Origin of the sequence: Streptomyces nojiriensis (assembly GCF_017639205.1) — a bacterium.
Classification (GTDB): Bacteria; Actinomycetota; Actinomycetes; order Streptomycetales; family Streptomycetaceae; genus Streptomyces; species Streptomyces nojiriensis.
This window is the reverse complement of sequence record NZ_CP071139.1, coordinates 6,256,258-6,271,038: the sequence shown is the minus strand read 5'-3', so window position 1 is coordinate 6,271,038 and position 14,781 is coordinate 6,256,258. Positions and strand designations below refer to the sequence as shown.

13 protein-coding genes are annotated in these 14,781 nt (G+C 72.5%); 6 read left to right on the top strand and 7 right to left on the bottom strand.

Annotated features, from left to right (window positions below; genetic code table 11):
* Positions 1-11: 11 nt before the first annotated feature.
* Both JYK04_RS29320 and JYK04_RS29315 read right to left on the bottom strand, forming a co-directional pair.
* Complete coding sequence (locus JYK04_RS29320) at positions 12-2,261, bottom strand: MMPL family transporter (protein ID WP_189742866.1); 2,250 nt, start codon at positions 2,259-2,261, stop codon at positions 12-14.
* Positions 2,262-2,456: 195 nt separating this feature from the next.
* Positions 2,457-2,855 carry a cupin domain-containing protein gene (locus JYK04_RS29315; protein ID WP_189742868.1) on the bottom strand — a complete coding sequence of 133 codons (399 nt, stop codon included), beginning with the start codon at positions 2,853-2,855 and terminating at the stop codon, positions 2,457-2,459.
* Between the two features lie 53 nt (positions 2,856-2,908).
* Here JYK04_RS29315 and JYK04_RS29310 point away from each other — a divergent pair, with 53 nt between their 5' ends.
* The 3 genes from JYK04_RS29310 (at position 2,909) to JYK04_RS29300 (ending at position 4,947) form a co-directional block, all read left to right on the top strand.
* On the top strand, positions 2,909-3,715 hold the full coding sequence (locus JYK04_RS29310) for a GNAT family N-acetyltransferase (RefSeq protein WP_189742870.1): 807 nt from the start codon (positions 2,909-2,911) through the stop codon (positions 3,713-3,715).
* A gap of 252 nt (positions 3,716-3,967) precedes the next feature.
* Positions 3,968-4,468 (top strand): DinB family protein, encoded by a 501-nt coding sequence (locus tag JYK04_RS29305; RefSeq protein WP_189742872.1) that lies wholly within the window; start codon positions 3,968-3,970, stop codon positions 4,466-4,468.
* A 206-nt stretch (positions 4,469-4,674) separates the two neighbouring features.
* Positions 4,675-4,947: a hypothetical protein gene (locus tag JYK04_RS29300; protein WP_189742874.1), complete on the top strand. Its 273-nt coding sequence runs from the start codon at positions 4,675-4,677 to the stop codon at positions 4,945-4,947.
* Between the two features lie 34 nt (positions 4,948-4,981).
* On the opposite strand, the gene JYK04_RS29295 is transcribed toward JYK04_RS29300, so the two are convergent.
* Positions 4,982-5,716 (bottom strand): siderophore-interacting protein, encoded by a 735-nt coding sequence (locus tag JYK04_RS29295; protein WP_189742876.1) that lies wholly within the window; start codon positions 5,714-5,716, stop codon positions 4,982-4,984.
* Between the two features lie 142 nt (positions 5,717-5,858).
* Here JYK04_RS29295 and JYK04_RS29290 point away from each other — a divergent pair, with 142 nt between their 5' ends.
* The 3 genes from JYK04_RS29290 (at position 5,859) to JYK04_RS29280 (ending at position 10,716) form a co-directional block, all read left to right on the top strand.
* On the top strand, positions 5,859-7,973 hold the full coding sequence (locus tag JYK04_RS29290; protein ID WP_229876363.1) for a penicillin acylase family protein: 2,115 nt from the start codon (positions 5,859-5,861) through the stop codon (positions 7,971-7,973).
* Positions 7,970-8,581 (top strand): GNAT family N-acetyltransferase, encoded by a 612-nt coding sequence (locus JYK04_RS29285; protein WP_189742880.1) that lies wholly within the window; start codon positions 7,970-7,972, stop codon positions 8,579-8,581. Before JYK04_RS29290 ends, JYK04_RS29285 begins: the two co-directional genes overlap by 4 nt.
* Before the next feature lie 239 nt (positions 8,582-8,820).
* Positions 8,821-10,716 (top strand): protein kinase domain-containing protein, encoded by a 1,896-nt coding sequence (locus JYK04_RS29280; RefSeq protein ID WP_189742882.1) that lies wholly within the window; start codon positions 8,821-8,823, stop codon positions 10,714-10,716.
* Positions 10,717-10,873: 157 nt separating this feature from the next.
* On the opposite strand, the gene JYK04_RS29275 is transcribed toward JYK04_RS29280, so the two are convergent.
* From JYK04_RS29275 to gatA, 4 genes are all read right to left on the bottom strand, one after another.
* Positions 10,874-11,389: a hypothetical protein gene (locus JYK04_RS29275; RefSeq protein ID WP_229876333.1), complete on the bottom strand. Its 516-nt coding sequence runs from the start codon at positions 11,387-11,389 to the stop codon at positions 10,874-10,876.
* A gap of 124 nt (positions 11,390-11,513) precedes the next feature.
* A complete protein-coding gene (gatB, locus tag JYK04_RS29270; protein ID WP_189742884.1) occupies positions 11,514-13,025 on the bottom strand; it encodes an Asp-tRNA(Asn)/Glu-tRNA(Gln) amidotransferase subunit GatB in 1,512 nt (503 codons plus the stop codon).
* A 16-nt stretch (positions 13,026-13,041) separates the two neighbouring features.
* Positions 13,042-13,287, bottom strand: coding sequence for a hypothetical protein (locus JYK04_RS29265; RefSeq protein WP_030010588.1), 246 nt, complete (start codon positions 13,285-13,287; stop codon positions 13,042-13,044).
* Complete coding sequence (gene gatA / locus JYK04_RS29260) at positions 13,284-14,777, bottom strand: Asp-tRNA(Asn)/Glu-tRNA(Gln) amidotransferase subunit GatA (protein WP_189742886.1); 1,494 nt, start codon at positions 14,775-14,777, stop codon at positions 13,284-13,286. Before gatA ends, JYK04_RS29265 begins: the two co-directional genes overlap by 4 nt.
* Positions 14,778-14,781 lie beyond the last annotated feature (4 nt).

Below are 14,781 nucleotides of genomic sequence, written 5' to 3'. Positions count from 1 at the left end.
GGGTGGCCGGATCACCGGGCGGTGGTGGCGGGCTCGGCGCCGTCCTCGCTCGTGGCAAGGTCCGCAGCGGGCCGCTGCTTCGGAAGTCTCGCATGCGGGCGGTGTTCGGGGGGCTCGATGCTGATCCGGGGCAGGCGCCGGTCGAGCCACGCGGGCAGCCACCAGTTGGCCCCGCCGAGCAGGTGCATCAGGGCCGGGACGAGGAGGGTGCGCAGCACGAAGGCGTCGAGGGCCACGGCCGCGGCGAGGGCGATGCCGAACATCGCGATGATCCGGTCGCCGCTGAGGACGAAGGCCAGGAAGACGGAGATCATGATGACGGCCGCCGAGTTGATGACCCGGCTGGTCTCGGCGAGGCCCACGCGCACGGCCCGCCGGTTGTCACCGGTCTCCAGCCACTCCTCGTACATCCGGCTGACGAGGAAGACCTGATAGTCCATCGACAGCCCGAAGAGGACGGACACCATGATCACGGGCAGGAAGGGCTCGATGGGGCCGGCACTGCCCAGGCCCAGCAGCTCGCTGCCCCAGCCCCATTGGAAGATCGCGACCACGACGCCGAAGGAGGAGGCGACGGCCGCGACGTTCATGGCCGCCGCCTTGAGCGGGATGCCGATGGACCGGAAGGCCAGCAGCAGGAGCACGCAGCCGAGGGCGATGACCACGCCGACGAAGAGCGGCAGCTTCCCGATGATGACCTCGGCGAAGTCGTCGTAGGCGGCCGTCACACCGCCGACGTGGACCTCCATGGAGTTCCCGTGCCCGGCGGCCGGGATGACGTCCCGGCGGAGTCTGTCGACGAGGTCGCTCGTGGCCCGGGACTGGGGGGCGGAATCCGGTACGACGGTCAGGACGGCGGTGTCGCCGCTGCGGTTGAGGACGGCGGGGCCGGTGGAGGCGACGCCTTCGGTCGTGCGCAGTGCCTGCGCCAGCTGGTCCACGGCGAGGCGGTCGCCCGCGCCGTCGAGCCGGGCCACGACGGTGAGCGGGCCGTTGGTACCGGGGCCGAAGCCCTCCGCCAGCAGGTCGTAGGCCTGCCGGGTGGTGGAGGTGGCCGGGTTGTTGCCCTGGTCGGACGTGCCCAGGTGGAGGGAGAGGGTGGGCAGGGCCAGCACCAGCATGACCGCGGTGGCGACGGCACCCAGCAGCTTGGGGTGCCGCTCGACGAAGACGGACCAGCGGGCGGCGAAGCCGGAGGTCTGCTCGGGACGCGGCCCCTCGGCGGCGAGCTTGCGGCGCTCGCGGCGCGAGAGGGCGCGCATGCCTATGTACGAGAGGAGGGCGGGCAGCAGGGTGACCGAGGCGGCGACCGTGAGGACCACCGTCACGGAGGCCGCTATCGCGACGCCGTTCAGGAAGTTCAGCCGCAGCACCAACATGCCGAGCAGTGCGATGCAGACGGTGGCACCGGCGAAGACGACGGCCCGGCCGGTGGTGGCGACGGCGTTCGCCGCGGCCTCCTCGACCGTGCTGCCCCGCGCCAGGCCCTTGCGGTGCCGGGTGACGATGAACAGCGCGTAGTCGATGCCCACGCCGAGGCCGATGAGGGTGCCGAGCATCGGGGCGAAGTCGGCGACCGGCATCGCGTGGCCGAGCAGCGTGATGCCGAAATAGGCGGTGCCCACGCTGACCAGGGCGGTCGCGATGGGCAGCAGGCTCGCGGCGAGCGAGCCGAAGGCCAGGAAGAGGACCAGGGCCGCGACGACGACGCCGATGACCTCGGCGAGGTGCGCGGTGGGGGCCTCGGTGAGCTGGATGGCGCGGCCGCCGAGTTCGACCTGGAGACCGCCGGCCTCGGTGGTGGGGTTCTTCGCCGCGTCGACGACCGCCCTGGCCTGGGCCTTGGGTACGGAGTCGGCCTGCTGGTCGAAGGTCACCACCGCGTAGGCGGTGCGCCCGTCGGGGCTGATCCGGGCGGCGCTCTCGGGGGCGGGACCGTAGGGTCCGGCGACCGATCCGACGCCGGGGAGCCCGGCGACGGCCTCCAGGGCCCGGGTCATGCGCTGCTCGATGTCCGGGGTGCGCACGCTCTGCCGGTCCGGGGCCCGCCACACGATGGTGTCGGTGTCGCCGCCCTGGCCGTGGAAGGCCTCGCGCAGGAGGGCGTTCGCCCTGCCGGACTCGGTGCCGGGGACCTCGTAGTCGTTGGAGAACGCCGACCCGGCGGTCACTGCGGCCGCCGCGATCCCGCCGAACGCGAGCAGCCAGATCAGGACGGCGAGGAGGCGGTGGCGCATGCACCAGCGTGCGATTACAGCCAACGGACGTGCTCCCTGGTGGTTCGGATCTTTACCGGGAGGCAGCCCGTCGCAAAGAACGCATGAACGCGTGAAGGCCCGGCCAAGGGGCCCGGGGGATCACCCTGGGAAGGCTCGGCGTCGAGGGTCTACACCCTCCACGATCTCAGCGTTTCGTGATCGTTGGCCCGTTTCGTGTGCATCGTCACAGCGCCGGGACTACACCCCTGCCTCCAGCTCGGTTTCGGGCTCGTCCACCCGGTAGCCCGGGATCGAGGGCCACCGGACGGTGAGGACGACGGCGTCCTCCTCCGCGTACCAGGAGTGGTCGACGCCGCGCCCCCAGAGGACGTAGTCCCCCTGCTCGGCGAGGACGACGGTGCGCCCCGGGAACTCCAGCCGGAAGCGTCCGCTGATCAGCACCAGCAGTGCGGTGCGCTTCTCGGCGGTCGCCCACCGCTCCCGTTCGTCGCCCTTCGGGTGGACACCCCATTTGATCTCGACGTCCTCGCTGTGGCGGGGATCGGAGATGTCCTTGAAGTGGCCGAGGAGCCAGCCGCGGTCGGCGGCGGCGTCGGGGGTGGCCTTACCGGTGTAGATGGCGGAGTCGTGGTTCACGGGGTGAGGCTAATGCAGTTGTGGCGCCCGCCCGACACTGGTGAGCTGGGACTATGACGATCGATCTTGATGAACTGATGAAGGTGCGCGCCCGCTTCGACGCCGAGGTGCGCGAAGGCACACTGCCGGACGCCCCGCGGGCGAACGTGGAGCGGGCGGGTGCTGTCGTACGGCACGTCGCGCCCGGGCTCGGGTGGAACGGCGTGCTCTGGTCGGACCTGGACGCGGGGACGGCGGACGCGGAGATCGCGGCGCAGGTGGCGTTCTTCGCGGGGCGCGGCTGTCCGGAGTTCGAGTGGAAGCTGTACGACTACGACCGGCCCGCCGACCTCGGGGACCGGCTGCGGGCGGCGGGCTTCGTGCCCGAGCCGCCCGAGACCCTGATGGTGGGCCTGGTGTCCGAACTCGCGAAGCTGCCGGTGGACCCGCCGGAGGGGATCACCCTGCGGGTGGTGACGGACGAGGAGGGCGTCGACCTGATGATGCGGGTCCACGCCGGAGCCTTCGGGCGGGAACGGCCCCAGATCCGGGAACAGCTGCTCAGCAGCCTGCGCGAGGAACCCGAGACGATCGCCGCGGTGCTCGCGATGGCGGGCGACATCCCCGTGAGCGCGGCCCGCATGGAGATGCAGCCGGGCCTGGCCTTCGCGGGCCTCTGGGGCGGCGGCACGATCCCCGAGTGGCGCGGCCGCGGCATCTACCGCCTGCTGGTCGCCCACCGCGCCCGCCTGGCGGCGGAGCTCGGCATCACCTACCTGCAGGTGGACGCGACGGACGACAGCCGTCCGATCCTGGAGCGGCTGGGCTTCGGGGTCCTGGGCGTGACGGTGCCCTACATCTGGACCGACGGCGCCTCCTAGGCCGCCTCTTCCGGATCTTGTCGGCCGAGCCCGCGGCGTCCGGTGCCATGGGGCCTCCCGGGCCGGCCAGGGCCGAGGGGAAGCATGGCAAGGCGGAGGGGCGCCCGTGTACCGGACGTACTCGGGCGCCCCGACAACGCGGCCAGGTGCGGTGCCGGGCGTCGCGGGCCCGGCAAGATCCGGAAGAGACGGCCCAGTCCGGGGCGGGACGGGCTCTATGCCGGCCCGGGAGCAGCGGGCAAGATCAATGCCATGGAACGCATCAGCCCGCCCCTGACCGGGGACGAACGCGAGACCCTCCGGACCTTCCTCGACTACCACCGGGCCACCCTCGCCTGGAAGTGCGAGGACCTCACCGACGAGCAGCTGCGGCGCGCCTCGATGCCCCCGTCCACCCTGTCCCTGCTGGGGCTGGTCCGGCACATGGCCGAGGTCGAAAGGCACTGGTTCCGCCGCGTCCTCGGCGGCGAGGACCTTCCGCACCTGTGGTCGGACACCCACGACTTCCAGGCCGCCTACGACGCCTCCGGATCCAGCCGCGCGGAGGCGTTCAACGCATGGCAGGAGGAGATCGCGCACGCCCGCCGGATCGAGGCCGCGGCCGCGTCCCTGGACGTGACGGCGTACGTGCCGAGCTGGGAGGAGGAGGCCTCGCTGCGTCTGGTGATGCTCCACCTCATCCACGAGTACGCCCGCCACAACGGCCACGCCGACTTCCTCCGCGAGGGGATCGACGGCACCACCGGCGCCTGACCGGGGGAACGGCTTCTGCGGGTGCGTGCGCCAGGGGGCTGCTCTAGCGTCGGACACAGGAGGGGATTCCCTGCCGAGCCGGTCCGGGCCGGGGACCCGGACCGCTGCGGCCCGAACCCGGCCGCGTGCGCTCGGCGCTGTTCCCGCGCGGACCGGCACCTTTCGGGTATCGGCCGCGCGACGACCCTGGAGAGCAGGTGCGTCCCATGCGCACGTCGACCCGTATCGCAGGTGTCCTCAGCGGCCTGACCCTCGTACTCGGTGGCGCGGCCTTCGCGGCCCCCGCCGCCCACGCCGACGTCTCGGCCTGCATCAACCAGGTCGAGCGGGAGCTGCAGGGCGGCGAGGCCCCGGAGTCCGTCCGCACGGCGTGTTCCGCCGGGTACACCGGTGAGCAGGAGCAGTGCGTGAGCGGGCTGACCAAGGGCGGTGTGACCAACGGGACCGCGGTGAGCGCCTGCAAGGCGTCCGCCATGTAGCCCGACGGTCGCAGGCCGCCTCAGGCCTCAGGTCTCAGGCCCCCGGCCGCCAGTAGCCGAGGGCGTTCACCCGGTGCTTGGGCAGCGCGAGTTCCTTGCGCAGGTAGGCCGTCAGGGCGCGCGTCGTGACCGTGTCGCAGGCCAGCCAGACGTACGCCGCCTCCGGGTCCCCGGCCAGCCCGGGCAGCTCGGCGCGCACCCGGTCGGCCAGGTCCGTACCGTTGCGCCGCACCCGGCGGATGTCGTGCCGGCCCGGCTCCACCCGCATCGGCAGCCGCTCGTCCGAGTCGTGCTGCGTCTCGAACCAGATGGTCGCCGGAGTCTCGGGGTACGTGTCCAGCAGCGAGTTGATCGCCGGGAGGGACGCGGAGTCCCCGATGACGAGCAGCCGCTCCGGGGCCGGCGCCGGGGCCGTGAATCCGGTGCCCTGGACGGTGGCCTCGACCGTGTCGCCCGGCTCGGCGCCGCGCGCCCAGGCACTGGCGACCCCGTCGTGCAGGGCGAACTCGAAGCTGAAGGTGCCCGCTTGCGGATCCGGGTCCACCAGCGTGTACGCCCGCTGGTGCGGCTTGCCCGCGCCCTGGAACCAGACGCGTACCCACATCGTCGGGTGCAGCGATTCACCGGCGGCCGCGAGCAGCCCGCCGTCCGTGAAGCTCACGCGGCGGTAGTTCTCCGTAAGGTCTTCCGCTCCGGTGACCGTGAACGTGAAGTCCTTGCCCCGCATGAGCTTGAGGACCACGCCCTCCCAGCCCTTGCCGACAGCCATGTCCAACCCCTCCCCTGACACCCCTATAGTTAGGTCAGCCTAACCTAAACGCACGTCGGGGAAGAGTGTGAGCAGCGTGAGCAGTGCCAGCAGCGAGAGCGGCGACGCCCGGCCGTACGGAGCGGACCGCGGCGGGCCCCCCGTGGAGACCCCGGAATCCTACGGGGTCTTCCGCGACCGGTGGGGCATCCCCCACCTGCGCGCATCCGACGAACTCCGGCTCGTCCACGCACAGGGCCGCGTCACCGCCTTCGACCGCGCCTGGCAGCTGGAGGTCGAACGGCACCGTTCCGAGGGCTCCAGCGCCTCCTTCCTCGGCGCGGACGCCGTCACCTGGGACCGCTTCGCCCGCCAGTCCCGGCTGGCCGACACGGCCCGCCGCTGCTTCGAGGCCATGGAGGCCGGCGACCCCGCCACCGCCGCCTGGGTGCGCGCGTACGTGGACGGCGTCAACGACGGGCTCGCCGCCGGCGCCGCCCGTGACGAACGCTTCGCACGCACGGGTCTGACCCCCACCCCGTGGGAACCGTGGGTCCCGCTGGCCATCTGGATCGCCACGCACATCCTGTTCGCCGGTTTCGCCACCAAGCTGTGGCGCGAGCGCGTGGCCCGCGCCCTCGGCGACGAGGCCGTCACCCTCTTCGCCACCGACGGCCCCGGCACGGCCGGCAGCAACGGCTGGCTGGTGCCGGGCGACCGCACCACCACCGGCTCGGCGATCATCGCGGGCGACCCGCACCGATTCATCGAGGACCCGGGCGTCTACCAGCAGATACGTCTCTCCTGCCCCGAATACGACGTACTGGGCCTGGCCGTCCCCGGCGTCCCCGGCCTCGGCCACTTCGGGCACACCGGCACCGCCGCCTGGGCGATCACCAATGCGATGTCCGACTACCAGGACCTGTACGTCGAGCAGTTGCGCCGCGGTGACGACGGCGCCACCTGGGCCCTCGGCGCGGACGGCGCCTGGGAGCCCGTCTCCCGCCACACCGAGACCATCGCCGTGGCCGACGGCGACGACGTCGAGGTGGAGATCCTGGAGACCCCCCGCGGCCCCGTGATCATCCACGCGGACGGCGACCTCGGCGCCGACCCCGACGCCGGGGCGCACGCCGACGGCAGCGCCCAGACCCTCTCCCTGCGCTACCCGCCGCGGGTCCGCCTGGACCTCGGCTTCGCCGCCCTCCCCGCGCTGCTGCGCGCCCGCACCGTCGCCGACATCGACCGTGCCTTCGACGGCTGGGCCGAGCCGGTCAACGTCGTCCACGCCGCCGACTCCGCGGGCGGGCTGCTGCACCGCGTCGCGGGCGCCGTACCGCTGCGCCACCACACCAACCGGCTGCGGCCCGTGCCCGCCTGGGACCCGCAGCACGCCTGGCGGGGCTGGGCCCCCACGCCCGCGGAACCGGTGCAGGGCTTCGCCGTGATGGCGAACGCGCGCGGGATCGCCTCCCCGCTCGGCGTGGAGTTCGCGCCCCCGCACCGCGCCGACCGCATCCGCGAACTGCTCAGCGGGTCCGCGGACTGGTCCCCGAAGGCGATGGCCGACGTACACCGGGACACGCACCTGGCCTCGGCCGCGCCCCTGCTCGCGCTGCTGCCCGGCTTCGAGGACCTGACGCCGGCGGCGCAGGCCCTGCGGACCCGGCTGCTGGCCTGGGACCGGCACATGGCGGCGGACAGCACCGACGCCACCGTCTTCTCGGCCTTCCGCGGCGCGACCGTACGCCGCTTCGCCGCCGACCCCGTCTTCGAGGACCTGTGGGGGGCGCCCACCGGCCCGGCGGTCTTCCACCCGTGGCTGTACCTGGTCCCGCGGATCGGCTACGCCCTCGAAGGCCTGCTCACCACCTCCCTCGTCCCCGGCCTCGACCGTGCGGCGCACGTCCGGGCCGCCCTGGAGGAGACGGCCGCGGCCGACACCCCCGACACCCCCTGGTCGCAGGTGCACCGCCTCACCCCCTGGCAGGCCGTGCCCGACCCGGAGCCGGCGGAGTGGCCCGGCCTCGGCGGCGACCACGACTGCGTGAACGCCACCTCCACCGTCCCCGGTTTCACCGACCTCACCGCCCGGGCGTCGGCGGCCCGTTACGTCTGGGACCTCGCCCGCCGCGAGGACAGCCTCTGGGCGGTCCCGCTGGGTGCGGACGGCGTCACCGGCTCGCCCCACCACCGCGACCAGCTGCCCCTGTGGGCACAGTGCGAACTCGTCCCCGTCGTCACCGACTGGGCCCGGCTCACCAAGGAATCGATATGACCTCCGCCATCTCCGTCGGACAGCCCGTGTTCACCCAGGTCGTCGAGGGCTTCGGCACCGTCACCATCACCCCCGTCGACCCGGCGGCCGACTCCGCGCTGATCCACAGCTGGGTCACGCAGGAGCGGGCCCGCTTCTGGGGCATGGGCGAGGCCAGCCGCGAACTGGTCCAGGAGATCTACGAGGACGTCGACCGCCGCACCACACACCACGCCTTCATGGTGAGCCGCGACGGCGAGCAGGTCGCCCTGTTCCAGACGTACGACTGCGCCGAGGACCGGGTCAGCGAGTGCTACGAGGTCCAGCCCGGGGACGTCGGCGTGCACCTGCTGATCGGCCCGACCACGGGCGCGGCCGAGCGCGGCTTCACCGGCTCGCTGATGACCGTCTTCATCGCGTTCGTGTTCTCCGACGCCGCCGCGCGGCGCGTGGTCGTCGAACCCGACGCCCGCAACGCCAAGGCCATCTCCCTCATGGAGCGCACCGGTTTCGTGCTCGGACCGCAGGTCGTGCTCCCGGAGATCGACCTGCCCGAGGTCTACCTCCCGGCCAAGCCGGCGCAGCTGGCCTTCCTCGCCGCTCCGGGGGCCGCGCCGGCGGCAGGCTGACCGGAACCGCCCCTTCGACCGGGCGCCCGGCGAACGGCAGCCGTCCATCGGGCGGATGCGGGAGCCGGGCGCCCGACGGCGTGTCCGGGCACCGGCGTTCGCCACCGGTCGCCACCGGCCGCCGAAGGCCTGTCGAGTGGTGGAAGGGTGAACCGGGTGGGGATTCCCGATTCCGATTGACCCGCGCGCCTCCCCGCTGGAAGCTGATGGCCTCTCAAAGCGCCTTGAGGTGGGGGACATTGACCAGTCAGAACCTGCACATCGGTCCGGACGCGGCAGCCGACCGGTACCGTCTGCTCCGCTCGATCGGGCGCGGCGGGGAGGCCGTGCTCTATCTCGCCGAGATCGAACTCGCCGGCGGATCCGAACCCGTGGTCGTCAAAGTGCTCGACTCCAAGACGACCATCACGCCGGACGTCTTCGACCGGATCAGCCAGAAGTGGAACGAGCAGGCCGAGCTGCTGCGGTTCGTCCACCGGCCCGGTGTCGTGGGAGTGCGCGAGCACTTCGAGGGGCCGCCGATCCACCGGCCCGGGGAGTCCTCGGCCCTGACCGGGCGGGCGCTCGTCCTGGTCATGAACCACGTCGACGGGCTCGACCTGCGGGACTGGCGGGCCGAGCGGACGCTGGCCACCGCCGCCGAGCGGCGCGAGGTGATGCGCACGCTGGAGCAGCTGGCCGACGTCCTGGACTGGCTGCACTCGGGGAAGGCCACCCCGTCCGGGCGCCAGGTCGTCCACGGTGACCTCTCCCCCGGCAATGTGATGGTCGACGCGCACGGGCAGGCCACCCTGGTGGACTTCGGCCTCAGCAAGCTGACCGCCGACCACCAGACGGCCGAGGTGTGGTTCACCCCGGGCTACGCGGCGCCCGAGGTCTTCGACGGCAAGCGGACGCCGGGCACGGACCGGTACGCCTTCGGGGCGATCGCGTACTTCCTGCTGAGCGGGGAGTCCCCGCCCGCCACACCGGAGCAGCTGACGCAGGCGCTGACCGCGCTGCCGCAGATCGCCGTGCTGGACGCCGAGCAGCGGGCGCGGATCACCGCGATCTACTCGGCCGACCCGGGGAAGCGGCCGGTGAACCTGGCCGGCTGGATGAAGGACATCCGCCACGCGGTGGTGTCCACGACCACCGCGACCTCGCAGCGGGCCGCCCAGGAGGCTCCGCCCAGGCCGGCCGCGCCGCCACCGCCGGCGGTCCCGCCGCAGCCCGTCACCGCGCCGCCGGTGGCGCCGCCGCCCGCGTACGCCCCGACGGCGCAGCCCGTGCAGCCGGAGCCGGCCACGGCCCCGACCCCGGGACCCGCGCCCGCCCAGGTCCCCGTCCCCGTCCCGCATCCGGAGCCTGTGCCGGTGCCGGTGCCGCCGGTGCAGGCCCAGGTACCCGCCGGGTACGGGCCCGCGTACAACCTGACCCCGGCCCCGGCCCCCGCCCCCGAGCCGCCGCGTCCCGCCAAGAAGCGGCGGACCGGGCTGATCCTCGGCTCGGTGGCCGCGGTGCTGGTGCTGGCCTCCCTCGCCGTCGTCGGCGTACAGCTCCTGGGCGGCAAGGACAAGGAGAAGGAGAACGCCGCGGGGGGCGAGAAGCCCGGCGGGACGAGCGCGCCGCAGGCGCCGGCGTCGGCTTCCGCGCCGTCGGCGCGGGCGACCGGGTCCGCCGACCCCACGCCCGCCGAGGCCTCTCCCGGGGAGTCCGCCACCGCGGAGGCCTCGTCGAGCCCCGGGACACCCGGTTCGGTGAAGGACAGCAACGTGGCCGATCTGACCGTACTGTCCTCGGTCGGAGCGGTACGGCACTTCGAAGTGGGCTCGGCCAAGCTGAACACGAAGGAGTACGGAGCCGCCCTCCTCGGCAGCTGCTACTACGGTGCGACGATCGAGTACGACGTGAACCGCGCCTGGTCCACGCTGGAGTTCACCGTGGGCGTCGACGACGGCTCGACCATGGAACAGGCCCGGGTGACCGTCTCCGTGGACGACAAGCCCGCCCTCTTCTCCGAGGCCGTCCACCTGGGCAAGCCGGTCACCAAGTCCCTGGACATCAAGGGGGCCCTGCGCCTGCGCCTGAAGGTGGAGGAGGGCTGCCGCAACAGCGGCAACGCCGTCATCGCCGCCCCGGTCCTCAAGCGCTGACGGCAGCGGGCTCCGACAGGAACCCGCTGCCCGGCGCGACCCGTCCGGCCGGGCGCCCGGCGAACGGAAGTTGCCCGGTGGGCAGTTCCGCGACCGGGCGCCCGGCAAGGCGGCCGCCGGCTCCCGCTCCCCCCGGCGGCGCCGAGGCCGCGGCGCCTCAGCCCACGCCGAGGTCGGCGCGCATGGCCGCCCGCATCTCGCGGAGCGGGTCCCAGATCCCCTGCTGTGCCTCCACCGCCGACTCCATCGACTCCCCCGCCTCCGGAGTACCCCGCTCCAGGCGCTTCACCTGCCCGTAGACGGCGGTCAGGGCGTGGTGGACCACCGTCGCAGGCGCGAGGACCGGGTCGGGGGCAATCATCTGCGCCTCTGAGTAGCGGTCGCGGAAGGCGTCCTTCGCGGCGTCGAGCGCGCCCCGGTCGGCGTCCTCGACCCCGCGTTCCCGCATGGTGTGCAGATGCCGGTTGAGGGCGGTGGTGAACTGCCGGGCGTCCCGGTTGAGGTCCGCGTAACACGTGCGCCGCAGCGTCCGGTTCTCGCGTTTCTCGTCGTGGGCGCGCACGAGCTCGATCTCACGGCGCTTCGTGCGCTCCGCACCCCGCTGGGTGAGCAGCGCGCCGCCCAGCGTGCCCGCGACGCCCGCCACCGCGATGACCATCGAACCGATCTCCACCGGCGCATCCCCCGACTCCACCGACCGCGTGCCCGTCGTACGCGGTCACCCCGCACCCAGTCTGAACGACGGCGGCCCCGCACCGGGAGAGCCGGTGCGGGGCCGCCGTCGTGCGTGACGGGGACTACTCGGAGACGCCCAGGCGCTCCAGGATGAGCTCCTTGACCCGCGCCGCGTCGGCCTGGCCGCGGGTGGTCTTCATGACCGCTCCGACCAGGGCGCCGACAGCGGCGATCTTGCCGCCGCGGATCTTGTCCGCGATGGCCGCGTTGCCCGCGATGGCCTCGTCCACGGCCGCGCCGAGCGCGCCCTCGTCCGAGACGACCTTCAGGCCGCGCTTCTCGACGACCTCGTCCGGGGTGCCCTCACCGGCGAGGACGCCTTCGAGGACCTTGCGGGCCAGCTTGTCGTTGAGCGAGCCGTCGGCGACCAGGGCCGCGACCCGGGCCACCTGGGCCGGGGTGATCGGCAGCTCGTCGACGACGACGCCCTGCTCGTTGGCGTTGCGGGCCAGCTCGCCCATCCACCACTTGCGCGCGGCGGCCGAGTCGGCACCGGCCTCGATCGTGGCGACGATGGAGTCCACCGCGCCCGCGTTGAGGATCGACTGCATGTCGTGCTCGCTGACGTCCCACTCCTCGCGGAGCCGGTTGCGGCGCACGCGCGGCATCTCGGGCAGACCGGCGCGCAGCTCCTCGACCCAGTCGCGGGCCGGGGCGACGGGGACCAGGTCGGGCTCCGGGAAGTACCGGTAGTCCTCGGCGTTGTCCTTGATGCGGCCGGCCGTGGTGGAGCCGTCCTCCTCGTGGAAGTGCCGGGTCTCCTGCACGATCGAGCCGCCCGACGAGAGCACCGCCGCGTGGCGCTGGATCTCGAAGCGGGCCGCGCGCTCGACGGAACGCAGGGAGTTGACGTTCTTGGTCTCCGAGCGGGTACCGAACTCGGACTCGGGGGTCGGGCGCAGCGACAGGTTCACGTCGCAGCGCATCTGGCCCTTGTCCATGCGGGCCTCGGAGACGCCGAGTGCCTTGATGACCTCGCGCAGCTCGGCGACGTACGCCTTGGCGACCTCGGGGGCCCGCTCGCCCGCGCCCTCGATGGGCTTGGTGACGATCTCGATGAGCGGGATGCCGGCGCGGTTGTAGTCCAGCAGGGAGTGGGACGCGCCGTGGATACGGCCGGTGGCGCCGCCGACGTGCAGCGACTTACCGGTGTCCTCCTCCATGTGGGCGCGCTCGATCTCCACACGGAAGATCTCGCCGTCCTCCAGCTGGACGTCCAGGAAGCCGTTGAAGGCGATGGGCTCGTCGTACTGGGAGGTCTGGAAGTTCTTCGGCATGTCCGGATAGAAGTAGTTCTTCCGGGCGAAGCGGCACCACTCGGCGATCTCGCAGTTCAGCGCGAGGCCGATCTTGATGGCCGACTCGACGCCGATCGCGTTGACGACCGGCAGGGAGCCGGGCAGACCGAGGCAGGTCGGGCAGGTCTGCGAGTTGGGCTCCGCGCCCAGCTCGGTGGAGCAGCCGCAGAACATCTTGGTCTTGGTGCCGAGCTCGACATGGACCTCGAGGCCCATGACGGGGTCGTACGAGGCGAGAGCGTCCTCGTACGAGAGCAGTTCGGTGAAGGTGGTCACGGTGAAACTTTCCCTCTCAGCCCAGCAGGACGTCGTCGTCGCCCAGGCGCTTCAGCTCGCGGTACAGGATCGCGAGGCCGGTGACGATGGCGGCGGCGGACACGGCGGCGTCGACCAGCTTCAGCACGTCGTGCTCGCTGCGGGCCTTCTTGACCTGCTTGATCACGCTGATCGCGCCGAAGGCGGTGGTGCCGATCGACAGGTAGGTGCCGGTCTTGGACTTCTTGAAGCCCTTGGCCTTGGTCAGTGCACTGGTGCTCACAGGGACGGTGCCTCCTCAAGCAGCGGGTGACCCCAGCGTGCGACGAAGGCCGCCTCGACGGCGGCACCGACCTTGTAGAGCCGGTCGTCCTTCATCGCCGGGGCGATGATCTGGAGCCCGACCGGGAGACCGTCCTCCGGTGCCAGGCCGCAGGGGAGCGACATGGCGGAGTTGCCGGCCAGGTTGGTCGGGATGGTGCACAGGTCCGCGAGGTACATGGCCAGCGGGTCGTCGGTGCGCTCGCCGATGGGGAAGGCGGTGGTCGGGGTCGTCGGGGAGACGATCACGTCGACCTGCTCGAAGGACTTCTCGAAGTCCTGCGTGATGAGCGTGCGGACCTTCTGGGCGGAGCCGTAGTACGCGTCGTAGTAGCCGGAGCTGAGCGCGTACGTGCCGAGGATGATGCGGCGCTTGACCTCGTCGCCGAAGCCGGCTTCGCGGGTCAGGGCGGTGACGTCCTCGGCGGACTTCGTGCCGTCGTCGCCGACGCGCAGGCCGTAGCGCATGGCGTCGAAGCGGGCCAGGTTGGAGGAGCACTCGGACGGCGCGATCAGGTAGTACGCGGCCATCGCGAGGTCGAAGGAGGGGCAGTCCAGCTCGACGATCTCGGCGCCGAGCTCCTTGAGGAGCTCCACCGACTCGTTGAAGCGCTGGACGACACCGGCCTGGTAGCCCTCACCGGCGAACTGCTTGACCACACCGACGCGCATGCCGGCGACGGAGCCGTTGCGGGCGGCCTCGACGACCGGCGGGACCGGGGCGTCGATGGAGGTGGAGTCGAGCGGGTCGTGCCCGGCGATCACCTCGTGCAGCAGCGCCGCGTCCAGGACCGTACGGGCGCAGGGCCCGCCCTGGTCGAGGGAGGAGGAGAAGGCGACCATGCCGTAGCGGGAGACACCGCCGTACGTGGGCTTCACGCCGACCGTGCCCGTGACGGCGGCGGGCTGGCGGATGGAGCCGCCGGTGTCCGTGCCGATCGCGAGCGGGGCCTGGAAGGCGGCGAGGGCCGCCGCGGAGCCGCCGCCGGAGCCGCCGGGGATCCGGGTGAGGTCCCAGGGGTTGCCGGTGGGGCCGTAGGCGCTGTTCTCGGTGGAGGACCCCATGGCGAACTCGTCCATGTTGGTCTTGCCGAGGATGACGACGTCGGCTTCCTTCAGCTTGCGCGTCAGGGTGGCGTCGTAGGGCGGGATCCAGCCTTCGAGGATCTTCGAACCGACGGTCGTCGGGACCCCGACGGTGGTGAAGATGTCCTTGAGGGCGAGGGGTACGCCGGCCAGCGGGCCGAGCTTCTCGCCGGCCTCGCGCTTGGCGTCGACGGCGCGGGCCTGGGCGAGCGCGCCCTCCCGGTCCACGTGCAGGAAGGCGTTGACCTTCTCGTCGGTGGCGTCGATGCGGGCCAGGTGGGCCTCGGTCACCTCGACGGCCGTGAGCTCGCCGGAGGCGATCTTCTCGGCGGTCTCGGCGGCCGTGAGCTTGATGATGTCGACCATGATT

What these genes read in the sequence shown, in the direction of transcription:
- JYK04_RS29310 (WP_189742870.1), top strand. Translation starts at nt 2,909, where the DNA reads ATGACGATCGATCTTGATGAACTGATGAAGGTGCGCGCCCGCTTCGAC.
- JYK04_RS29305 (WP_189742872.1), top strand. Translation starts at nt 3,968, where the DNA reads ATGGAACGCATCAGCCCGCCCCTGACCGGGGACGAACGCGAGACCCTC.
- JYK04_RS29300 (WP_189742874.1), top strand. Translation starts at nt 4,675, where the DNA reads ATGCGCACGTCGACCCGTATCGCAGGTGTCCTCAGCGGCCTGACCCTC.
- JYK04_RS29295 (WP_189742876.1), bottom strand. Translation starts at nt 5,716, where the DNA reads ATGGCTGTCGGCAAGGGCTGGGAGGGCGTGGTCCTCAAGCTCATGCGG.
- JYK04_RS29285 (WP_189742880.1), top strand. Translation starts at nt 7,970, where the DNA reads ATGACCTCCGCCATCTCCGTCGGACAGCCCGTGTTCACCCAGGTCGTC.
- gatA (WP_189742886.1), bottom strand. Translation starts at nt 14,777, where the DNA reads ATGGTCGACATCATCAAGCTCACGGCCGCCGAGACCGCCGAGAAGATC.